Raw genomic sequence first — 18,824 nt, 5'->3', positions numbered from 1 at the left:
AGTATTGGAAAACAACAAAGGGGAATAAATAGAGGGCTGCGCCGTCATTACCAGCGACACCGCCCCGCAACGACGTATGCTGGGCGATGGCGTGGTATTCGTAAAGCCCGGCGACCCACAAGCGCTCGCCACCGCCATAGAAGCGCTGACATCAGACCCGGATTATCTGGCGCAAAAGCAGCGTGATGCCAGAACCGCAGCTGAACGATTCACCAGCGATGAGATCACCCGCGATCTCGCCCAATGGATCATTGACAGCAAGCAGTCCCGCAAGCAGCACCAAGGTGTTATGAACAAGCTGAAGAAGATTCTTACCCCCCATTCTCCGATGGTTCTTCCTCGCAATCGTGCTCGCGGGACTGTTGTGGGTAATAGTAAAGAACTGGGCTTCGTTGACCGAGGCGTTCACGGCACTCCCTTGACAGATCGCCGTATCCAGCTTCGTGCTGGCCGTGGCCTACGTATTCTTCACCAGCGCACTGACTTCCGGAGGCATCCTCGCCGTCGTGCTGGTCAGCCGAATCGCCATGACCTTCGCCGATCTGCTATTCGCTGCGCTCGGTGCCCTATTGAAAATGCGGGGCGATAAGCGGCAATCCGCCGTCGTCCCGCATTATCGTTCACGCAGTCCGGTTTTCGCACCCGGTATTTCCTACAGTCTGCGGTTTCACGCACTCACTTCGGGAAGTCGACGAAACCGGTGCTCTTGAGATAATTCTTCCCCGCACTCATGTCGTACTGGATGAGCTGATACTCATGCAGCATCGCCTTGGCCGTCTTGGGAAGATCCTTCTTGCTGACACGATTGCCGTTGGCATCGAGATACACCGGGTCTTCGGAATTACCGCCTGCCGACGAGGGGACGGAAAGCGCCGGAATGGCCTGGTGCATCTCGGTAAGGAACGCTAGATACGGGCTGACCTTTGCATCAAGATGCGAAGCAAGCTGGGCGGAGAAATAGTTCGACGACGTGTATGCGCTGGAAGCATCATCGAGCTTGGTTCCCGCGGACTTCGAGGCATTGTTCGACCAGATGAAATAGTCAGTCTCATGCAGGCCAAGCACATTGTTCGAGTCTGAGTACGCGGTTGAATAGATGCCGGGCAGATGGTCGCCGTAGAAGATGACGGTGATGGGCCGGTCCATCTCATTCAACTTGTTCAGGAAATCGAGAGTGGACTGATCGGTGTAATTCAGACCTTTCGTGTAGGTCTCGATGTTCTGGTGTTCGGTGTCCGACAGATTCTGCGACGTGTCCGCATCCTTGAACTGGTTGTTCGTGTAGAGATCCTCGTACGGCATATGGTTCTGCATGGTGACGACCTGATAGAACTTGTTCTTGTCCGACGATGAAACCTGTTCGAGGACATTCTTGTAGAAGGATTCGTCCGAGGCGTACCATGCGGAATCGATTTGCTGAAGGTCCTTCAGCTGGGGGACGCCATTCGTGGCATAGAACTTCGAGAAGGCGAACTTCTTGTAGTTGATGTCGCGGAAATACATGTTGCGGTTGTAGGCGTGCAGCGCCACGGAAGCGTCCTCGCCGTTGGCCGCGTTCCATGCCTGATTCAGCGACGGAGTCCACTTGAGCGAGGGAACGAGCTGCTGGTAGGCAATGGACAGCGCGGAACTGTAATTCGCCATGGAAAGCCCCGTCAACGCCTGATATTCGATGTTCGCCGTACCGCCACCATAGCCAGGCGAAAGCATCAGGCCGGAGGTGGTCCAGGTCTTCAACTGGCGAATGTTCGGCATCGGATCTTCCGAGAAGCTCACGCCCGGTACTCGTGTCGGATCGGAGAAGGTTTCGGACAGGATCATGATGACCGTATTGTCGGTCATGTTCGCGCTGCGCGTCTGATTGATGTTCTTCGCCTGCTTGGAATACTTCGTGGCGATTTTCTCCATGGCTTCACGCGAATAACCTTCGGGCTTATCCATGATCTTCGTGTGCGCCAAACGGACGAAATTCACGGCAGGGCCGTTATTTGTGGAGTCTGCGAGACCGTTCCACATCTGTGGTTCATCGCCCAGTTTCTCCGCGAAATTCGTGGACCAGTATCCGGCGTTGCCGAATCCCCACGTGAACGAAACGACCACCGCCACGCTGGCGCATGCCGCGGCGATGCGGGTAAGCGTGCCGATGATGTTCTTGGCGCTGGCAAACGGGTGCCGCCATGAGCAATAGATGAAGCAGTTGCGCCTATCAAGGATTTGCAGAACGATGCAGACGACTACCAGCCAGATGACGCCGGCGATTGCCTGATGAACCAGAGGTTGACTGGATGTCGGAATGAATGATGTCAACTCGCCAGTATTGCCGCCGGTGATGAAGTTAAGATCAGAAGGAAGCAGCGGCTCATTTCGCGTCTGCACCTTGATGTTGTTCGCCACAGCGTAGGTGGTCATCACCGTGCCGAAAATGGCGGTGGCAATCCAGAACCTGTTTAGCACGAGAATGAGTGTGAGGTAGATGGCACCCAGAATGAGACAGTTGAGCAAGAATAGGTTCTTGTGTTCAAGCCACATCTGCGCGACGAATTGCGTGGTCTGGCCGGCGACGCTGCCTAGGATTTTCGTGGTTTCGTCGACTTCTTGTCCCTCGGCATAGGTGGTTTCGGAGTACATACCCCATTGGATGAAGATGACTTCGAAAACGGTGAGAATCACGAATACCAGCGCGTACAGCGTGTACGGACAGCGTGGGCGCTTATGCCAGGGGGAGTTGGGATTGCGGAAGAAGTCGATGGTGAACCGAATGGCCTTAAGATTGGTGAAAGTGCGCCAGACATCGCGCACGGCGCTGATGGTCGTTCGAACAGGATGCTTGACTTCGGCTTCGGTAGGTTTTGCATTCGTAGCGCTTTTTACTGACTGCTCGTCGCTGCTGTTGTCGGTATCGCTGATTTCTTCAGTGCTTTCAACATCATCGTCCGGCTCACCGGTACCGGGCTCATCGAGCCTGCTTTCAGACGTTTCGTCGGTTTCGCCTCGATGACCTTCCCCTATTTGAGAATCCTGAGAGAACGAGCGCTGTTTGTCCGTATCGTACGAGTTATCGTTTTGGACGGATTTGGAATCCGAGGATGCTTGCGTGACTTCGGAATCTGCCTCTGCACTTGTCACTTGAACATCATCAGACATGGTCGTTTCCCTCACCTTATGGCTCTGTTCCCCACCTTCGGGGGGATGATTGACAACTAGCTGACCAACAACACTAATGTCTACATATGGACATACGGCCGTTCTTAGCGGGTATCCACACAGACCGCATATAAACTAATCCGGGTGAATCTCGAAGCGCCTTATCGTTCATGGAGCCGCTGGAAAACCACGCGCGGGTTTCCAGCGGCTCCACGTTTTACTTGCCAAGTTCCTTGGCGACGTATGCCTTGAGGGTTCCCTCCCAGTCCGACGCGTGGTACCCGGCGTTCTCGATCTTGGCGAGCGACAGGGCGGAATGCGTCGGATGCGGGCTGACCGGGCCCTTCGCGTTCGCGAAGTACTCCGCGGTCGAGATCGGGCGCACCCTGTCCCCGTTGCCGTTGGTCTGCTCGAACACCTCGCGGGCGATGTCCGCCCCAGCTTCTCACCGCGCCCGAACCTGTCAGGTCGTACGTGCCGAACGGTGCGCCGGAGGCGAGCAGGTGGAAGATCGCCTCGGCCATGTCGCGGGTGAAGGTCAGGCGGCCGTACTGGTCGTCCACCACGGTGACCTCGTTCAGGCCGTCCTGCGCGTCCGCGACGCGGCCGGACAGGGCCATCATGGTCTTGACGAAGTTGTGTCCCTCACCGATCACCCAGCTGGAACGCAGGATGTAATGGTGCGGCGCGTTCGCCACGGCGATGTTCAGCTCCGGGTCGGCGAGGTTCACGAACGTGTACGTCTTCTTCTGTTCCAGGCTCCAGTGCGCGTTGACGAGGTACGTGTAGGCGGTGCCGTCCTCGAGCGCCTGGAAGCTGTTGCCCACGCCGCGCGGCACGTAGATCGCCTTGGACGGGTCGAGGCGGGTGGTGTACACCTGGCCGAAGCTTTCGCCCGGGCGCAGGTCGACCCACGCGCCGAACACGGCGCCGGTCGCGATGCTGATGTACTTGTCCCACGGCTCGGCGTGGATGCCGCGGGTCACGCCCTTCTTCGCGTTGAACGAGATGTTGTTCTGCACCGGGCCGAAGTCGGGCAGGCCCAGCGCGGTCATCTTCGCGCGCTGCCAGTTCTCCTTGAACCAGCCGCGGTTGTCGCCGTGCACCGGCAGGTCGAACACGATCAGGCCGGGGATGTTCGTCCTCTCGACCTTCAGTTCCTTCTCAAAATCCATGTGTCCCATTCCTTGATAGACAGACGTTCCGGCCCGCGCGCGGGCGGCCGGCTCACTGGCCCTGCTGCTTGTACTTGGCCTCGGTGGCGGCCTTGGCCGGCTCCCACCAGGCGCGGTTCTCGGTGTACCACTCGATGGTCTGCCTCAGGCCGGACTCGAAGTCGGTGTGCGTCGGCTTCCAGCCGAGCTCGGTCCGCAGCTTGGTGGAGTCGATGGCGTAGCGGCGGTCGTGGCCCGGACGGTCCCTGACCCAGTCGAACGCGTCCTCGTCCTGGCCCATCATCTCGAGGATCATGCGCAGCACGGTGATGTTGTTCCTCTCGCCGTTCGCGCCGATCAGGTAGGTCTCGCCGATCCTGCCCTTGGTCAGGATGGTCCACACGCCGCTGGAGTGGTCCTCGGTGTGGATCCAGTCGCGCACGTTCTCGCCCTTGCCGTACAGCTTCGGGCGGATGCCCTCGAGGATGTTGGTGATCTGGCGCGGGATGAACTTCTCCACGTGCTGGTACGGGCCGTAGTTGTTGGAGCAGTTGGAGATCGTGGTCCTCAAACCGTAGGTGCGGGTCCACGCGCGCACCAGCATGTCGCTGGCGGCCTTGGTGGACGAGTACGGGCTGGACGGATGGTACGGGGTGGACTCGGTGAACTTCGCCGGATCGTCCAGCGCCAGGTCGCCGTACACCTCGTCGGTGCTCACGTGATGGTAGCGGATGCCGTACTTGCGCACGGCCTCCAGCAGGCGGAACGTGCCCTCCACGTTCGTCTTCAGGAACGGCTCGGGGTTCGCGATGCTGTTGTCGTTGTGCGACTCGGCCGCGTAATGCACGATCGCGTCGTGGCCCGGCACGATCCTGTCGAGCAGCTCCGCGTCGCAGATGTTGCCGTGCACGAACTCGACGCGATCCTCCGGCAGACCCGCGATGTTCTCGATGTTGCCCGCGTAGGTCAGCGCATCCAACACGGTCACGTGCACGTCCGGGTGGTTGTTCACCACGTAGTGCACGAAGTTCGAACCGATGAAGCCGCAGCCACCGGTCACGATGATGTTCTTGGGAGTGAAAAGTTCTTCAGACATAGCCATCACCTTTAGACTAATGCGGGCTTTTGCTTTGGTGTTAGCGGCGTCAGCCCCCCCAAAAAAAGGAGAGAATTCAGCGTTTGCCCTGAATTTTGCGTGCGACCACTTTCATGATTTCGCGCTGCTTGGAGCCAACCGGAGCAAGAACGTCCGCGTATTTCCTGATCGGACTATCCTCGGCGATGGCACGTTCATGATGCTGGGCGGGCTTGGGCTTCTCAACGCCGGAGAGCAGTGCCATCATTTGCAGGGAGAACGGCGTTTCGCTCGCATAATCCCAATACAGAGGAGCGAAATCACACCAGGGATTCTTCCATGGTTTGTCGTACCCCGCATAGTGCACGATCTTCGGCGCTTTGCGGGACTCCATGTACTTGTGGAATACGTTTGCGGGGGCGAAGTCGAAGACGCCGTGCACGCGTCCGCCGCAATCATGCATCACGTTCCACTCGTACGGCAGATAGGTGACGGAACCCTCGCATTCCATGTTCAGAATGTCCTGATCGTTGTAGATGAATCCGGGCTTTTGCGCGATCTCAAGCCATTCGTGAACGGTGTGCGTTTCACGCATACGCTCCAGATTCATCAGCAGTACGCCGGCCTGGAAATACCCGTAGGGCTTGTCCATATGCAGCTGGCGGTTGACGTAGTCCATGCGCTCGCCGTTCTTCATGTTCAGATTGCCGATGAAGTCGATGTCGGGTACGGCGCCGATGGTGGTGTTTCCCAAATCCGTGTCGTACAGTTCGGCGATATCACCGTTGACGACCAGATCGCAATCCAGATACAGCACCTTCTTGTAGAAGGGGAGCGCCTCCTGAATGATGAAGCGGTAGTAGGTCTCGATGCTGATATGCGCGTTGCTGGTCGTGAGGTTGAAACCGCTGATGGCCCTACTGACGTCAAAGAATCGAATCGTCGCGTTCTCGAACTGCGAGAGGAAGTCGATGATGCTGTGCTTGTTCTCGTTGGTGATGTTGCGCTCCAGCACGATGATGTCGTAGTGGCGTTCGGATGAAGCGTTCTTCAGCAGGGAATAGATGGTGGTGGTGAGCATCGGAACGTAGTTGTCATCTGCGGCGAACAGCACAGGCACGGTGAAACGCGGGTTGGTGTTCAGCGGTTGCAACGGTGTGAACGGCTCAGGATTCGTGAAGTGCACGCATTGCAACCTCTTGATCTTCCAGTTTGCGCCGGTGCGCTGCTTATGCGCGAGGAAGATGTTGAGCAGGCGCTCGGAAAGATGGCCGGGGGTGCGCAGCGTCTGCACGTCCGCGGCGGAGTGATCCCAATGGGCGGTGAACTCGTCGAGAATCGGGAACAGCCACTCGCAATACTCCTGGAAAATCGCTTTCCTCATGATGAACATGTTGCAGAAAGCAGCTCGTGTGCCGTTGAGCACGGCGTCTGCATCCACCTGATATTCGGGGTGCATTGCGCACAGTACGTCATACATGTGGCGCAGATCCTTGAGCTGCAGATGCGGGTCAGCGTTCCAATGGTCCTTGAGGCTGGTGAACCCATCGAATTCGCGGACGTTGTTCATAGGCGTGGTGATGACATCCCAGCCTTCCACAGCCTTGGCGATGCTGTCGTCGTCGATGCCGTACTCGGCGATGGCTTCCGGAGTGATGGCGGCATCCATGATTTCACCGTAGCTGTTCTGCTGGTGGGGGGTGTCGGAGAAATCGAAGTAACGACGGTAGTGGCAGAAACCGTAATAGTCGGCATCGGCGTTCTTCCAAGCCCAGTACTGGGCGGTGAGCTCGCAGTACATGGGGTTCTTCTGGGAGATGTTGTCGCCGACATTGTCGTGCAAAGTGTCTTCAAACAGTGGTTTGCCGGCGGCCTGAACGTTCGCCGCGCCGACTTGGATGGGCAGGATGCTGGCGCAATCGGGGAACGTCGCTGGCTTGTGAGCGGAGACGAAGATCTTGATACGTGATGGATGCGCTGTTTTCTCAAAAGACAACGTGATACTCCCGTCCTTGCGAGGCGATGACAGATGAACTGCCACTAGATTAGCGCGAACGGGGATTGTTCATCGGGATACTGGTGTCATCCTGACGAATCTCCACATGGTCTACCCGCCCGCCCCACGCCGCAGCCTGTCGCTACACTGATAATCATGCACATGTCCCGCAAGTCCCGTAAGCCCCACACGTTCCGCAAGGTGTTTCACGAGATGTTTCACGCAGTAGGCGGCCGCGCAGTGAGCGGTGATTCCGGTGATTCCGGTGATTCTGGTCGTTCCGGTCGTTCCAGCCGTTTTGCGCGTATTTGCAGCCGTATCTGCAGCCGCCGCAACTGTGCCCGCAACTATCGCGCCCACCGTGCCCGGTATGCCACCCGCGCCATCGCCGCCGTCGCCAGCCTCGCCACGGTCATGAGCCTCGCCGCATGCGGGCAGTCGGCCGATACGCGCACGCACATCTCCGTATGGAGCTGGGAACCCAGCATGTCGACGGTCGTGCAGCGCTTCGAAGCCGAGAATCCGGACATCGCGGTCGACCTGACCAGCATCTCCGGGTACGACAACCTGAACACCGCCATCCAAGACGGCTACAACATGCCGGACGTGGCGCAGATCGAATACTACGCGCTGCGCCAGTACGCGGTATCCAGCCAGCTGCTTGACCTGACGGACCGCGTCGGCTCCGACTTCGGCAGCTTCTACTCGCCGGGCACCTGGGCGTCCGTGCACCTGGCCGACAAAGTCTACGGCCTGCCCATGGATTCCGGCCCGATGGCGTTCTTCTACAACAAAACCGTGTTCGACGACGCGGGCGTGGACGCCACCAAAATCAAAACCTGGGACGACTATTACGAAGCCGCCAAGAAACTCAAAGCCACCGGCGCGTACATCACCGCCGATTCGGGCGACGCCAGCTTCTACGACGCCATGATCTGGCTCGCAGGCGGCAAACCGTTCACCACCAGCAAGGACGGCAAGAACGTGACCGTCAACCTCAGCGGTGACAAAGGCGTGAAAACCTTCACCGCGTTCTGGCAGAAAATGATCAACGAAGGGCTCATCGACACCCGGAACGCCACATGGTCGGACGGTTGGAAGCGCGGGCTCGGCAGGGGCACGATCGCGTCAGTGTTCTCCGGAGCGTGGATGACGTCGCTGCTGCAATCCGACATTCCCGGAAGCGCGGGCTTGTGGCGCGTGGCGCAAATGCCGACCGTGGACGGCAAACGGGTCACGTCCGAAAACGGCGGTTCGGCGCTGTGCGTACTGCAATCCACGCGCAAACCGGACGCCGCGTACCGTTTCGTCGAATTCGCGGCGCATAATTCCGAAGGCATCAGCACCCGTGTGGACGGCGGCGCATTCCCCGCCGACCTGCCCACGCTGACCAGTTCCAGCTTCCTTTCGCGCACCACCATCAAGGATTCGCGCGGCCTCGATATCCCGTACTTCGGCGGGCAGCAGTTCAACCGCGTGCTTTCCGAAGCGGCGAAGAACGTATCCACCGGCTACCAGTATCTGCCGTTCGAAGTGTATGCGCGCAGCGATTTCAGCTCGACCGTGGGCACGGCGTACCGTTGGGCGAACTCGTGGCAGTCGTACAAGAAGCGGCAGGAGGCGGTGAAGGAAGGCCTGCTGGATGATAATGGCAAGCCTTTGAAGCCGTTCGACAAGCCCGAAGACAAGGTGACGCTGAAGCAGGGCATCGCCTTGTGGGAGAAGGACATCAAGGAGTACGGCACGAACCAGGGCTTCACCGTGCAGTGAGTTGCGCTGGGTTGCGGTGGGTTGCGCTGAGTTGCCGCTGCCGGGTTGCCGCTGCCGGGTTGCCGCTGCCGGGGTACTGCTGGTTGCTGCTGCCGGGGTACTGCTGGGGCAACCGTAGGCAACCCTCATACCGGAATCGGACAAAAACAGGCCGATTTTGTCTGATTTCGGTATGGGGCGGGTTGCGTTGCCGGGGTACTGCTGGGGTAACCGTGGGCGGTCCTCGTACCGGAATCGGACAGAAATGGGCTGATTTTGTCTGATTTTGGTATGGGGTGGGTTGCGTTGCCGTTATTGCTGGGGCAGGCGTGGGCGGACCTCGTACCGGAATCGGACAGAAATGGGCCGATTTTGTCTGATTTTGGTATGGGGGTGTGTTGCGCATTGTCGTGCGGTGTGTTGCTGCGTTGCCGTGCGCTACTGCCGGGTGAGCCCGAGGCCGGACCTCGTACCGGAATCGGACAGAAATGGGCCGATTTTGTCTGATTTTGGTATGTGGTGGGTTGCGTTGCCGGGGTACTGCTGGGGCAGGCGTGGGCGGTCCTCGTACCGGAATCGGACAGAAATGGGCCGATTTTGTCTGATTTTGGTATGGGGGTGTTGCTTAGCGCGCGTTGCGCTTGTAGATCAGGGCCATGCCTTTGAAGATCAGATCCGGATCGTACACGTCGATCTCATCCGTATCATCCTTGAAAATACGCCCCAGACCGCCGGTCGTGACCACTTTGAACGGCTCGTCGATCTCCTCGCGGAACTGCCGGATCGTGCGTTCGATGCCGCCGAGGAAGGTGTAGTACAGGCCGGCCTGCATGGCGGTGCGCGTGTTCGTGGCGAGAATCGACTTCGGGCGCACGATCTCCACTTCGGGCAGCTGCGCGGTCTGGCCCCACAGGGCTTCGGCGCCGGTGCGGATGCCGGTCGTGATGTACCCGGCGCGGATCGTGCCCTTGCCGTCGACGTAATTGAACGTGGTCGCCGTGCCGAAATCGGCCACCAGCACCGGGCCTCCATACGTGTAGTACGCGCCGACGCAATCGGTCAGGCAGTCGGCGCCCATGGTCCTGGGATCATCCATATGGATGTTGATGCCGGTTTTGATGCCCGGACCCACGACCATCGGTTCGAAACCAAGGAATTTGATAATCGAAGCGCGGAAGGAATGCATGACCTTCGGCACCACCGAGCACACGATCACATCCTCCACATCATGCCGCGTGTAGCCGCTGATCTGCAGGAACTGCGAGATCATCACCGTGTATTCGTCCGACGTGTGCAGGGCTTTCGTGGTGATGCGGTAGGAGCCGACGATGCGCTCGCCCTCCAGAAAGCCGATGACGATGTTGGTGTTTCCGATGTCTACTGCCATCAGCATGATGCGTGATGCTCCCTCGGGTTGGTTGGTGGTTGGGTATTGACGTTGGTGTTGCTGTATTGCGGTTGGGCTGTGTAGTTGTGCTGTTGTGCTGCGACTGGGCTTGCGATTCCGGTCAGGCCTTGCGTATACCGGCGAGACGCAGCAGCAGACGACGGGCCAGGTCGGTTTTGTCCATTTTCTGCCACTTTTCGATGTTCGGCGCGTCTGTGTTCGGCGTGCCCGCGCTGTCGCCGCCACTCGCGCCCGGCGTGAGTACGGTCACGACGTTCGTATCCGTGCCGAATCCGGCTCCGGCCTCGCGCAGATTGTTGGCGACCAGCATGTCGCAGTTCTTGCTCGCCAGCTTCTTCGCCGCATTCTCGATGAGATTCTGCGTTTCCATGGCGAACCCGCACAGCACTTGCGAACCGTCGGTGCGCTTGTGGGCGCCGACCCAGGCGAGAATATCCGGGTTGGAGACGAGCTCGATCTGAATGCTGGTTCGCCCGGCCTTCTTGATCTTCTCGCCCGCGACCTCGCTGACGCGGAAATCGGCCACGGCCGCCGTCATCACCACGATGTCCGCCGCCTCATACGACTGCTGCACGGCTTCGAACATCTGCTGCGCGGTGGTGACGTGCACGGTTTCGATACCCGGTTCCGACGGTTCGGGCAGGTTGACCGGGCCGCTGACCAACGTGACGGTCGCGCCGAGCGCCGCAGCCTCATGCGCGAAACCATAGCCCATCTTGCCGGTGGAATGATTGGTGAGGAAGCGCACCGGATCCAACGGTTCCTGCGTCGGACCGGCGGTGATGAGCACATGCAGGCCCTGCAACGGCAGGGGAGTGGCGGCTGGGGTTGCGCTCGCGGTTGCGGCTGCGTCGGCGGCGGTGGCGGCACTGGCGTTGGCGGCGGTATCTGCGGGTGCAGTCGACTGCGGCAGCGCTTCGTCCAGCAGACGTGCCACGGCCTGTTCGATCGCAGCCGGTTCCTCCATACGTCCCTTACCGGTATCGCCGCAAGCAAGATTGCCCGAACCCGGTTCCACGATCGTCCAACCGAGCGCACGGCAGGTGTCGAGATTACGCTGCGTGGCGGGATTCTCGAACATGTGCACGTTCATCGCGGGGCACAGCACTTTGACGGTGCCGCTGTAGGCGAGAATCGTGGACGTGAGGGTGTCGTCGGCCAGGCCCGCGGCGATGCGGGCGATGATGTCGGCGCTCGCCGGTGCGACGACCAGCGCGTCCGCCCACGCCGCGTCGGCGATGTGGTTGATGGACGCCGGATTGGCGGGATTGCTGACGACATCACCCTGAATGGCCGATGCCGTGACGTGCGGGAACATGGCGGTGCGGGTCTGCGTGTGCGTCAACGACGTGAAGGTGAGCGGCGTGACGAACTGTTCCGCCGCAGTAGTCTCGATCACGCGCACCTCGTGGCCGGCTTTGGTCCAGTCGGATGCCAGATGACATGCCTTGAACGCTGCGATCGATCCAGTGACTCCCAGAAGAATATGCGACATGCCCGCCAGTATACAAACCGTTGCACACGAATGCGTGCCATGCCGGGCATTCTGGCCGAGGCGTCCGCGATCGCACTCGGATTTCACGTTCGGACTCGTGCCCGAACTTGTATCCGGACTCGCGTCCGAACCCGCTCCCGAACCCTCTTCCGAATACCCACGCCAAGCCAAGCCCCGCGCACTCACCGTGACATGCGCCCCTCATAGTAGAGGGTTTCGCGCAGATTACCCGAAATCACGCCGGCGAAATGCCGTTCATGCTTTTCGACCGCCTGCGACCCCAAATCGCTGGCGTTCTGATACGCGGCCTGATGGTATTTCAGCCAATGGCTGAGCTCCTGCCCTTCCGAAGCGTTCGTGACCGGTGCCGCGGCATACGGATTCGACTGCGGAATGATGACGCCATCCTCCACAGTCTGCGGTGCGGTCGGCGTCACCGTGCCGCGAATGGTCAGCCAATGCTCCGACTCCGGGTTCTGCGCACCGTCCAAAGCCGCCACCAGCTCGTCCTCGATCTCAATGCTGGTCACCCACGTTTTCTCCGGAATCGGATGATTCGCCACAGGCGAGCCCGCCGTCACCACATGGCAGATGTTGTACGAGTCCGACTGGTCAGCGGCGATCTGCGCGGCCACAATACCGCCCTGCGAATGGCCGATCAGCGCGACCGGCTCATCGGAACGGATACCCGCCTTGCGCATCGCCTCAACCACCATGCGTGCGCTATCCGCCCGCTTACGCTGTTCGGCGTCATCGCTCATCAACTCGACGTTCTGCTCCCAACCGAACGGCGAATCGGCATGACCATCCGTACCCGGAATCGTAACCAGCCAGGCGTTCGTGCCATCCTCCCGCTCATAACGCTGTACAGCGATCGTGGCATAGCGCAACCCGGAACCCAGCTTGTATTTGTCCTCGCCAAGCCGGCGCAGATTCTCCAACGATTCCGCCACCGACGTGCTCGGCCCCACCATATCCACGGTCGAACGCACCTTGCGAACCGTCAACGTATTGCCCTGCGCAAGATCCTTCACCGGCCCGGAATACTTGCTGATCGAACCCGCCGCCTGATTCACCTCATCCTTCGCGAACAGGCCCTGGAAATACGTCGTGCCCGAAATCAGCGCCCCGATACCCGAAAGATACGCTTCCTGCAATGGTGCCGTCACCTGCGAGGCCGCGGACGGTTTCGGCTTGCCTTCGGCAATCCAGCTCGCGCCCAGCCCGCCAAGAATCAGACCGAGCATACCGAGCGAAGCATAACGGGGCGCGGACTTCGTAATGGCCTGCCCCACCTCGTTGAACGCCTCGCGGGTTTTCCACTCCGCCTCACTGTACAGGCTGTGCGCGCGAACCAGCAGTTCGGCCATACGCCGCAACTGGACGCCATCGGCATCGCAATTCCGGGCGTTCTCGCCACACAACGCGATAAGCCGCTCATAGGGGAGCGTGCTGTGCACAACGGTTGCGGGGGTTGTGCCCGCACCTGCCGCCGCACCCGTGCCATACGGCGCGGCGACACAGCCGGTGATGGTGGTGGACGTGGGGAACGCCGTCGCCACGGTCCCCGAACCAGCCCCGCCTCCCAGCCCGGCTCCCGTTCCCGTTCCCGCTCCCGAACCCGAACCCGATAACACCGGGCATAACGGCACGCTGGCACGATCCCGTGCAAGATCCATCGCCGCCTGACGCCACGCGACGCCATGCGCGATCAGCTTCCCTCCGGCATCATCCAACGCCGTGGCCACACGGCGATAATCCTCCTGCCTAGCGGGTGCCAACTGATGCCCGCCATACACATACGACGTAACCTGCCAACCCATCATGTGCCTCCTTGCGCCCATGGGATTCGGGAAACCTGCGCCACCTGCGCGGTCGATCTGGCCTCGCCGTCATGCGCGTCCAACGACGTGCGCACGGTCAACAGACGATCCCGGTAATGGTCGGCCGCCCTGCCACTCCAATCGATGCCATGCGCCGAAGCCACAGCCTCCCGCACGGCGGAATGCACGGAAGCGCTGTTGGCGGCGAGCGCGGTGATGCGCTCGCGGCCGTTCGCAGTAACCGTGAGACACGGGCAACCGGTGCCCGTGGAAGCCGCTTGCGTTGCGGCGAAGAGCGGCTGTGTGCCGTTTCCTGAAAGTGATGTGATACCCATGAGCCCATTGAACAGGCGGTGTGCGTGCCGCGTCCAGCCGAACAGGGGTATGTGGTCGGAACCCTCGCCGTTCATCACGGTTTGGTCACAAATGCGGGTGCCAATTCGGGTGCCAATGCGGTCACAAATGCTGGCGGTTTGGTTCCGGTCCCATAACAACAGATCCCCTAACAACGACCGTGGCCCGGATGGCGAAAAATACGTCATCCGGGCCACGGTCATCGGTCACGGGTCAGGGGTCACGAGTCATGCGCAAGCCTCACGAATCACGCACGAACCACGCACGAACCACGCACCAATCACGCACGGCTCACGCATCACCAAGGCTTGGAAGTCTGCGGTTTCCTGCTGCCCTTATCGGTCTGCGTATTGGTCGAAGGATTCGTGTCGGTGGACTGCTGGTTCGCTTTCAGCAGATCCTCCACCTGCTTCTTCTGCTCGTCCGTCAGCCCGCCTTCGTTCTTCCGGTTGTCCTTCGAATCGGTAACGCCCGCTTCCAGTTCGCCGGAAGTGCCGTTGTTGTTCGTATCGTTGGCATCGCCGCTGCCGCCGCGCTGCCTGACCAGTTCCTGCTCGATGCGTTTCGTCAGTTCGGCGGAGACCTTCGCGTTCGATTCGATCGCCTCGCGCAGCTGCGGAAGCAGTACGGCGTCGAGTTTCGCCGCATCCTCGAATTGCGCGTCGGCCTGCTGTTGACTCGCCCGCAGCGCATCCAGATCGGCATCGTCCTTCGACGCCAGTTTCAGGTTCGCGTTCAGCGTGGATGTCGCCTGATTGAACCGTGCGGAGGATGCCACGTTCAATCCGGCCAGCACTGCGATCGCCAGCGCGGCTACGGCGATCACGATCATCACGATGCGCACGGCGAGCGATGCACGCGCACGCACGGTCGGTGCCGGGGCGGCGCCCGTGTTCCGTTGCCCGTTGTTGCTCATAGCAGCCTCCTCGACATCGCGATGGTCGCGCCCGTCTCCCATGCGATCAGCACGGCGGCAACCGCGGCCAGCGGCCACACCACCGGATTCGCGCGGGTGCGTTGCTTCGCGCTCACGCCCACGCTCCACTTCTTCGACGCTTCGGCGGAACGCCCGTTCGTCATCGTGGTTTGCGCGGACAGTTCGACCACACTACCGCCCATCTCGTCGGCCAGGTTCTTCAACGTGGTTTCGTCCATTTTCGAAATGCCCGGCTGGCCGGTATCGGGGTCGGTGACCCACTGTTGCGCGGCGGATTTGGACGAATCAGACGAACCGGTAGACGAACCGGCGGAATCGGACGAATCAGCAGACGAACCGGCAGAAGAATCGGACGACGCATCCGACGACACCCCATCCTCGATCAGCGGAATCTTGCCGCCTTCGGTGGAGCCCGCGCCCACCACGAACGCGTCGTTCAGGTAGTGGCGCAGCGTGGAGAACGTGCGCCGCGACTGCGCCGACGTCTGCTCGCCGTCCGTGATCAAATACAGCACGATCGCATCGTCGGGATGCGCGGAACGAATGTCCTTCAACGTGGTGATGAGCTGGTCGAGCGGCGCGTCCAGCGACGAGCCGGAAGACACACTCGTCGCTTCGGGCGCGAGCGTCGCCGCCCAGTTGCGGATCGCCGCCGCGTCGGGCGTGAGCGGCACGTCAAGCGTTCCGGAAGCGCCGAAACGCACTGCGGCGAAACTGGAATCCGCATACGTTTTCGTCAGATCGTCCACGGCTTTCTTGGCCGCCTGCAAGCGCGTCATCGTCTCGTCGGAGCCGTACCGCGCATCCTTGACCGCCATCGAACCGGTCACATCCACGGCCATCACCACATCGGTGTTGTTCACCGCGCGGCTCGTGGTCGTGACCGTCATGCTCGGGCCGAGCGCCATCGCGCCCACAGTCAGGCAGATCAGCATGCGTCGCACGCAGGAAAGCATGGTTTCGTCGCCCGGGGCGCCGAAGGTGTGGCGCACGACCTCCGCGATCGCGAGCGCCAGCATCACCAGTGCGATCACGCCGCCGACGGCCCATCCGAGCAGGGGTGAGAAGGTGAAAGAACTCATCGCTTCAACCTCCAGACGATCAGCAGCCATGCGGTTATGATCACGGCCAATGCCAGCACCCACCATGCGGGGTCGTCCACCATGGAGGCTTTGGACGCGGTTTCGCTGTCTTTGGTGCGGCGCGTGTTGATGTCGCGCACGAGTTCGTTCACGCTGGTGCCGCTGGATTGGGTGAGGAACGTGCCGTGATGCGCTTCGATCAGTTCGCGCATATTCGTTGTGGTGTCTTCCTTTTCGCTTTCCACGGGGCCGGAGAATAGGCCGTCCACGGTGATGTGCGCCTGGCTGGTCAGGTCGAGCGCCTGCTTGAGCGTGTATACGGGCTTGCCGGAAACGACGTTGTCGGTGGCGAGCACGATGGAGGCGGCTCGGGTGCGTTCGGCGCTTCCCGTGGTGTTCGCGGAACCGTAGGTGAATCCGGGCAGCATTGCCGCGCAGGAGACTACGCCGTCGCCGATCAGCGACGTGGTGTCCTTACGGTTCTGCGTGCCTTCGAGCCAGTCGGAGATGCGCTGGTAGTCCTCTTCGCTCATCTTGTCGATGTCGTCCTGCGATTGCACGCCGCTCAACGCTTTGCTGGCCAGGTCGAGCTGGTGGCTGACGAGATCGTAATCGTCGGTGAGGGGGAAGACGGTGCGTGACGTGGAGTTGAAGATGCTCATGCCGATGCGTTCGCCTTGGAAGTGCGAGACGAGGTCGCGGTAGGTGTTGATGACTTCGCGGTCGTAGGGCAGGGTCGAACCGGAAACGTCGAGGCAGAGTACGATGTCGCGGTTGCCGGAACGTTCCTCGCCTTGGTCGACGGTTGCCGGGCGTGCGAGGAGCGCGAAGGTGAGCAGGAGCGCGATGGCCATCAATGCGGCGGCCGCGCGGTTCAGTGCACGCCATTGGCGTAGGAGTTTGGCGGCGTGTTCAGTGCGCAGATCGTCGCTCATGGAGAACACGCGCATGGTGTTTTCGGCGTCGTGTTTGCGGGCGAACGCTATGGTCAGCACGATGATCGCCAAAGCGACCAATGCTCCGACCAGCGTGGCCCAGGGGCTTTGCCAGGAAAGCTGCATCAGCGTCCCCACCTTTCCACCAGGGTAGATGCCCAGCCTGCGGCGTCGTCGACGCTCACGTTACGGGCGTTCATGTCCACTGCGGCGTCGGCGAATTCGGGCGGGTAGAGCGCCGCGATGGTCATGCGCAGGGTGTCCAGTCCGGTTCGGGTCGCGGGATTACGCGGTTCGCGTCGGATGTCGGTGAGCGTGTGCGCGTGCAGGTCGCGTCCGGTGTGTGCGGAGGCGATGTCGCGGCAGATCGCGGCCAGTTCGATGAACGCGGTTTCGCGGTCGATGTCGCCGGCATGGTAGCGGGCGATCACGCTGTCGATACGCGCATGCCATGCGGTTTTTGCGGTGTCGCTCAGGTGCGCGCCGCGCGGCTGGGGCTTGTCGCGGTTGCGGCGCGGGCGTGAGAGGATCACCGCGCCCGCGATGAGCGCGATGGCGATCAGAATACCGAGCACGCCGGCGATGATGAGCGGCGTGGTGAGATCGATCTGGCCGACCGGCTGCAGATTATCGACATTCACCGCCAGATTCGCGGTCTGGTTCGCGGCTTGGTTCACCGCCGTGTTCACTGCCAGATTCACGGTGTTTTCCGCGCTCATTGCGCATCACCCGCCACGGGCGTCACCAGATTGCGCGTATCCCGCGCCAACGCGCGAGACACCAGACGAACGAAATCATCGAACATCGCCGCGCTGGAACCAGCGTGGATCATATGCCCTCCCATATGCGACAGCTCGCGCTCCAACGCGGCGGCCATATACTCACGATGCGTATCCACTTCGGCGGCGGCACGCCTATCGCGCAGGAACGCCGGCAATCTGCGCTGCGTAAGCGCGTCCGTAACCCGCTGATCCCTGCCGACGGCGAACGGATTCGCGGTGGCCACGTCGATCAACGTCAACGGATGCGTGCGCGTAATGCGATGGATCTCCTTGAGATGATCCTTGTTCAACGCATGTTCGTCGGTCGCCAGCACGATCAGCGCATTGCGATCCTTGATGCGGCGCGCGTACGTGAGCAGTGCGTCGATATTGCGGGTATGTTCCCACTTGCGCTTCAACGCGTTATCCAACGTGCGTTCGAACTGGCAGAAATCACCGTTGAACGGCACGCGCGTAATACTCGCCGCATCGCCGAACACCAGCGAAATCTCGTCGGAACGCCGCAACGACAACGCCGCGAACATGCGCAGCGCGTTCGCCGCAACCTGATACGCCAACTCGCCGGACTCGCACGACGCCGTCATCTCCCGGCCCACATCAAGCAACAGCCAGACGCGCGACGTCACCAGACGCTCACGCCGAACCACCATCGGGCGGCCCTGGCGGGCGCTGGTCTTCCACTCGATCAGGCGAGCCTCATCGCCGGACTCATACGCGCGAACATCCATCAGCTCATCCGAACCGCCGGAACGACGGGACGAATGCTCGCCCTCGATCACGCCCAGCGCCTTGGCCACGGTCGGCAGACTCAAACGGTTGCCCATGGCCTCGATCTTGGCGCGAATCGGGTCGGCGGACGCTGCGATGCCGGATGCTGCGGATGTTGCGGA

The 18,824-nt window shown here is 60.8% G+C and carries 14 protein-coding genes and 1 pseudogene; 2 read left to right on the top strand and 13 right to left on the bottom strand.

What is annotated here, in order from left to right; translation table 11 throughout:
- The first annotated feature begins 76 nt into the window (after positions 1-76).
- Entirely contained in the window at positions 77-589 is a 513-nt protein-coding gene (locus KIH75_RS02860) for a glycosyltransferase (RefSeq protein WP_219055305.1), read from the top strand.
- Between the two features lie 86 nt (positions 590-675).
- Here KIH75_RS02860 and KIH75_RS02855 read toward each other — a convergent pair whose 3' ends face one another.
- From KIH75_RS02855 to KIH75_RS02840, 4 genes and pseudogenes are all read right to left on the bottom strand, one after another.
- Entirely contained in the window at positions 676-3,144 is a 2,469-nt protein-coding gene (locus KIH75_RS02855; protein WP_219055304.1) for an LTA synthase family protein, read from the bottom strand.
- A gap of 217 nt (positions 3,145-3,361) precedes the next feature.
- Positions 3,362-4,319, bottom strand: a pseudogene (locus tag KIH75_RS02850) (dTDP-4-dehydrorhamnose 3,5-epimerase family protein).
- 52 nt (positions 4,320-4,371) lie between these two features.
- Complete coding sequence (gene rfbB / locus KIH75_RS02845) at positions 4,372-5,394, bottom strand: dTDP-glucose 4,6-dehydratase (RefSeq protein WP_219055303.1); 1,023 nt, start codon at positions 5,392-5,394, stop codon at positions 4,372-4,374.
- A gap of 76 nt (positions 5,395-5,470) precedes the next feature.
- Positions 5,471-7,369, bottom strand: a complete 1,899-nt coding sequence (locus KIH75_RS02840) for a DUF4422 domain-containing protein (RefSeq protein ID WP_219055302.1) — start codon at positions 7,367-7,369, stop codon at positions 5,471-5,473.
- Between the two features lie 414 nt (positions 7,370-7,783).
- On the opposite strand from KIH75_RS02840, the gene KIH75_RS02835 reads away from it, so the two are divergent.
- Positions 7,784-9,139, top strand: a complete 1,356-nt coding sequence (locus KIH75_RS02835) for an ABC transporter substrate-binding protein (RefSeq protein ID WP_219055317.1) — start codon at positions 7,784-7,786, stop codon at positions 9,137-9,139.
- A gap of 604 nt (positions 9,140-9,743) precedes the next feature.
- Here KIH75_RS02835 and KIH75_RS02830 read toward each other — a convergent pair.
- The 9 genes from KIH75_RS02830 to KIH75_RS02790 form a co-directional block, all read right to left on the bottom strand.
- Complete coding sequence (locus KIH75_RS02830) at positions 9,744-10,511, bottom strand: type III pantothenate kinase (RefSeq protein ID WP_219055301.1); 768 nt, start codon at positions 10,509-10,511, stop codon at positions 9,744-9,746.
- A 115-nt stretch (positions 10,512-10,626) separates the two neighbouring features.
- Entirely contained in the window at positions 10,627-12,021 is a 1,395-nt protein-coding gene (locus KIH75_RS02825; protein WP_219055300.1) for a bifunctional phosphopantothenoylcysteine decarboxylase/phosphopantothenate synthase, read from the bottom strand.
- A 182-nt stretch (positions 12,022-12,203) separates the two neighbouring features.
- Positions 12,204-13,847 carry a PGAP1-like alpha/beta domain-containing protein gene (locus tag KIH75_RS02820; RefSeq protein WP_420829165.1) on the bottom strand — a complete coding sequence of 548 codons (1,644 nt, stop codon included), beginning with the start codon at positions 13,845-13,847 and terminating at the stop codon, positions 12,204-12,206.
- Positions 13,844-14,179 (bottom strand): hypothetical protein, encoded by a 336-nt coding sequence (locus KIH75_RS02815; protein ID WP_219055299.1) that lies wholly within the window; start codon positions 14,177-14,179, stop codon positions 13,844-13,846. The genes KIH75_RS02820 and KIH75_RS02815 overlap by 4 nt, the downstream gene beginning before the upstream one ends.
- Before the next feature lie 317 nt (positions 14,180-14,496).
- Positions 14,497-15,114, bottom strand: coding sequence for a DUF6466 family protein (locus KIH75_RS02810; protein WP_219055298.1), 618 nt, complete (start codon positions 15,112-15,114; stop codon positions 14,497-14,499).
- Entirely contained in the window at positions 15,111-16,217 is a 1,107-nt protein-coding gene (locus tag KIH75_RS02805; RefSeq protein WP_219055297.1) for a vWA domain-containing protein, read from the bottom strand. Before KIH75_RS02805 ends, KIH75_RS02810 begins: the two co-directional genes overlap by 4 nt.
- Entirely contained in the window at positions 16,214-17,278 is a 1,065-nt protein-coding gene (locus KIH75_RS02800) for a vWA domain-containing protein (RefSeq protein ID WP_219055296.1), read from the bottom strand. The genes KIH75_RS02805 and KIH75_RS02800 overlap by 4 nt, the downstream gene beginning before the upstream one ends.
- Complete coding sequence (locus KIH75_RS02795) at positions 17,278-17,871, bottom strand: hypothetical protein (RefSeq protein WP_236027984.1); 594 nt, start codon at positions 17,869-17,871, stop codon at positions 17,278-17,280. The genes KIH75_RS02800 and KIH75_RS02795 overlap by 1 nt, the downstream gene beginning before the upstream one ends.
- The gene (locus KIH75_RS02790) at positions 17,868-18,758 is read right to left on the bottom strand and encodes a DUF58 domain-containing protein (RefSeq protein ID WP_219055314.1); all 891 of its coding nucleotides are present in this window, start codon (positions 18,756-18,758) and stop codon (positions 17,868-17,870) included. Before KIH75_RS02790 ends, KIH75_RS02795 begins: the two co-directional genes overlap by 4 nt.
- Positions 18,759-18,824 lie beyond the last annotated feature (66 nt).

The organism is Bifidobacterium pongonis (assembly GCF_019331805.1).
GTDB lineage: Bacteria > Actinomycetota > Actinomycetes > Actinomycetales > Bifidobacteriaceae > Bifidobacterium > Bifidobacterium pongonis.
Note: the sequence above shows the minus strand (reverse complement) of the source record. Positions and strands in the feature narration are given on the sequence as shown.

Bases quoted from the DNA above. Each gene is read 5' to 3' on its own strand.
- KIH75_RS02810 (WP_219055298.1), bottom strand. From the start codon at position 15,114: ATGAGCAACAACGGGCAACGGAACACGGGCGCCGCCCCGGCACCGACC.
- KIH75_RS02805 (WP_219055297.1), bottom strand. From the start codon at position 16,217: ATGAGTTCTTTCACCTTCTCACCCCTGCTCGGATGGGCCGTCGGCGGC.
- KIH75_RS02820 (WP_420829165.1), bottom strand. From the start codon at position 13,847: ATGATGGGTTGGCAGGTTACGTCGTATGTGTATGGCGGGCATCAGTTG.
- KIH75_RS02860 (WP_219055305.1), top strand. From the start codon at position 77: ATGCTGGGCGATGGCGTGGTATTCGTAAAGCCCGGCGACCCACAAGCG.
- KIH75_RS02815 (WP_219055299.1), bottom strand. From the start codon at position 14,179: ATGGGTATCACATCACTTTCAGGAAACGGCACACAGCCGCTCTTCGCC.
- KIH75_RS02795 (WP_236027984.1), bottom strand. From the start codon at position 17,871: ATGAGCGCGGAAAACACCGTGAATCTGGCAGTGAACACGGCGGTGAAC.
- KIH75_RS02855 (WP_219055304.1), bottom strand. From the start codon at position 3,144: ATGTCTGATGATGTTCAAGTGACAAGTGCAGAGGCAGATTCCGAAGTC.
- KIH75_RS02825 (WP_219055300.1), bottom strand. From the start codon at position 12,021: ATGTCGCATATTCTTCTGGGAGTCACTGGATCGATCGCAGCGTTCAAG.
- KIH75_RS02830 (WP_219055301.1), bottom strand. From the start codon at position 10,511: ATGCTGATGGCAGTAGACATCGGAAACACCAACATCGTCATCGGCTTT.
- KIH75_RS02800 (WP_219055296.1), bottom strand. From the start codon at position 17,278: ATGCAGCTTTCCTGGCAAAGCCCCTGGGCCACGCTGGTCGGAGCATTG.
- KIH75_RS02835 (WP_219055317.1), top strand. From the start codon at position 7,784: ATGAGCCTCGCCGCATGCGGGCAGTCGGCCGATACGCGCACGCACATC.
- KIH75_RS02790 (WP_219055314.1), bottom strand. From the start codon at position 18,758: ATGGGCAACCGTTTGAGTCTGCCGACCGTGGCCAAGGCGCTGGGCGTG.
- rfbB (WP_219055303.1), bottom strand. From the start codon at position 5,394: ATGTCTGAAGAACTTTTCACTCCCAAGAACATCATCGTGACCGGTGGC.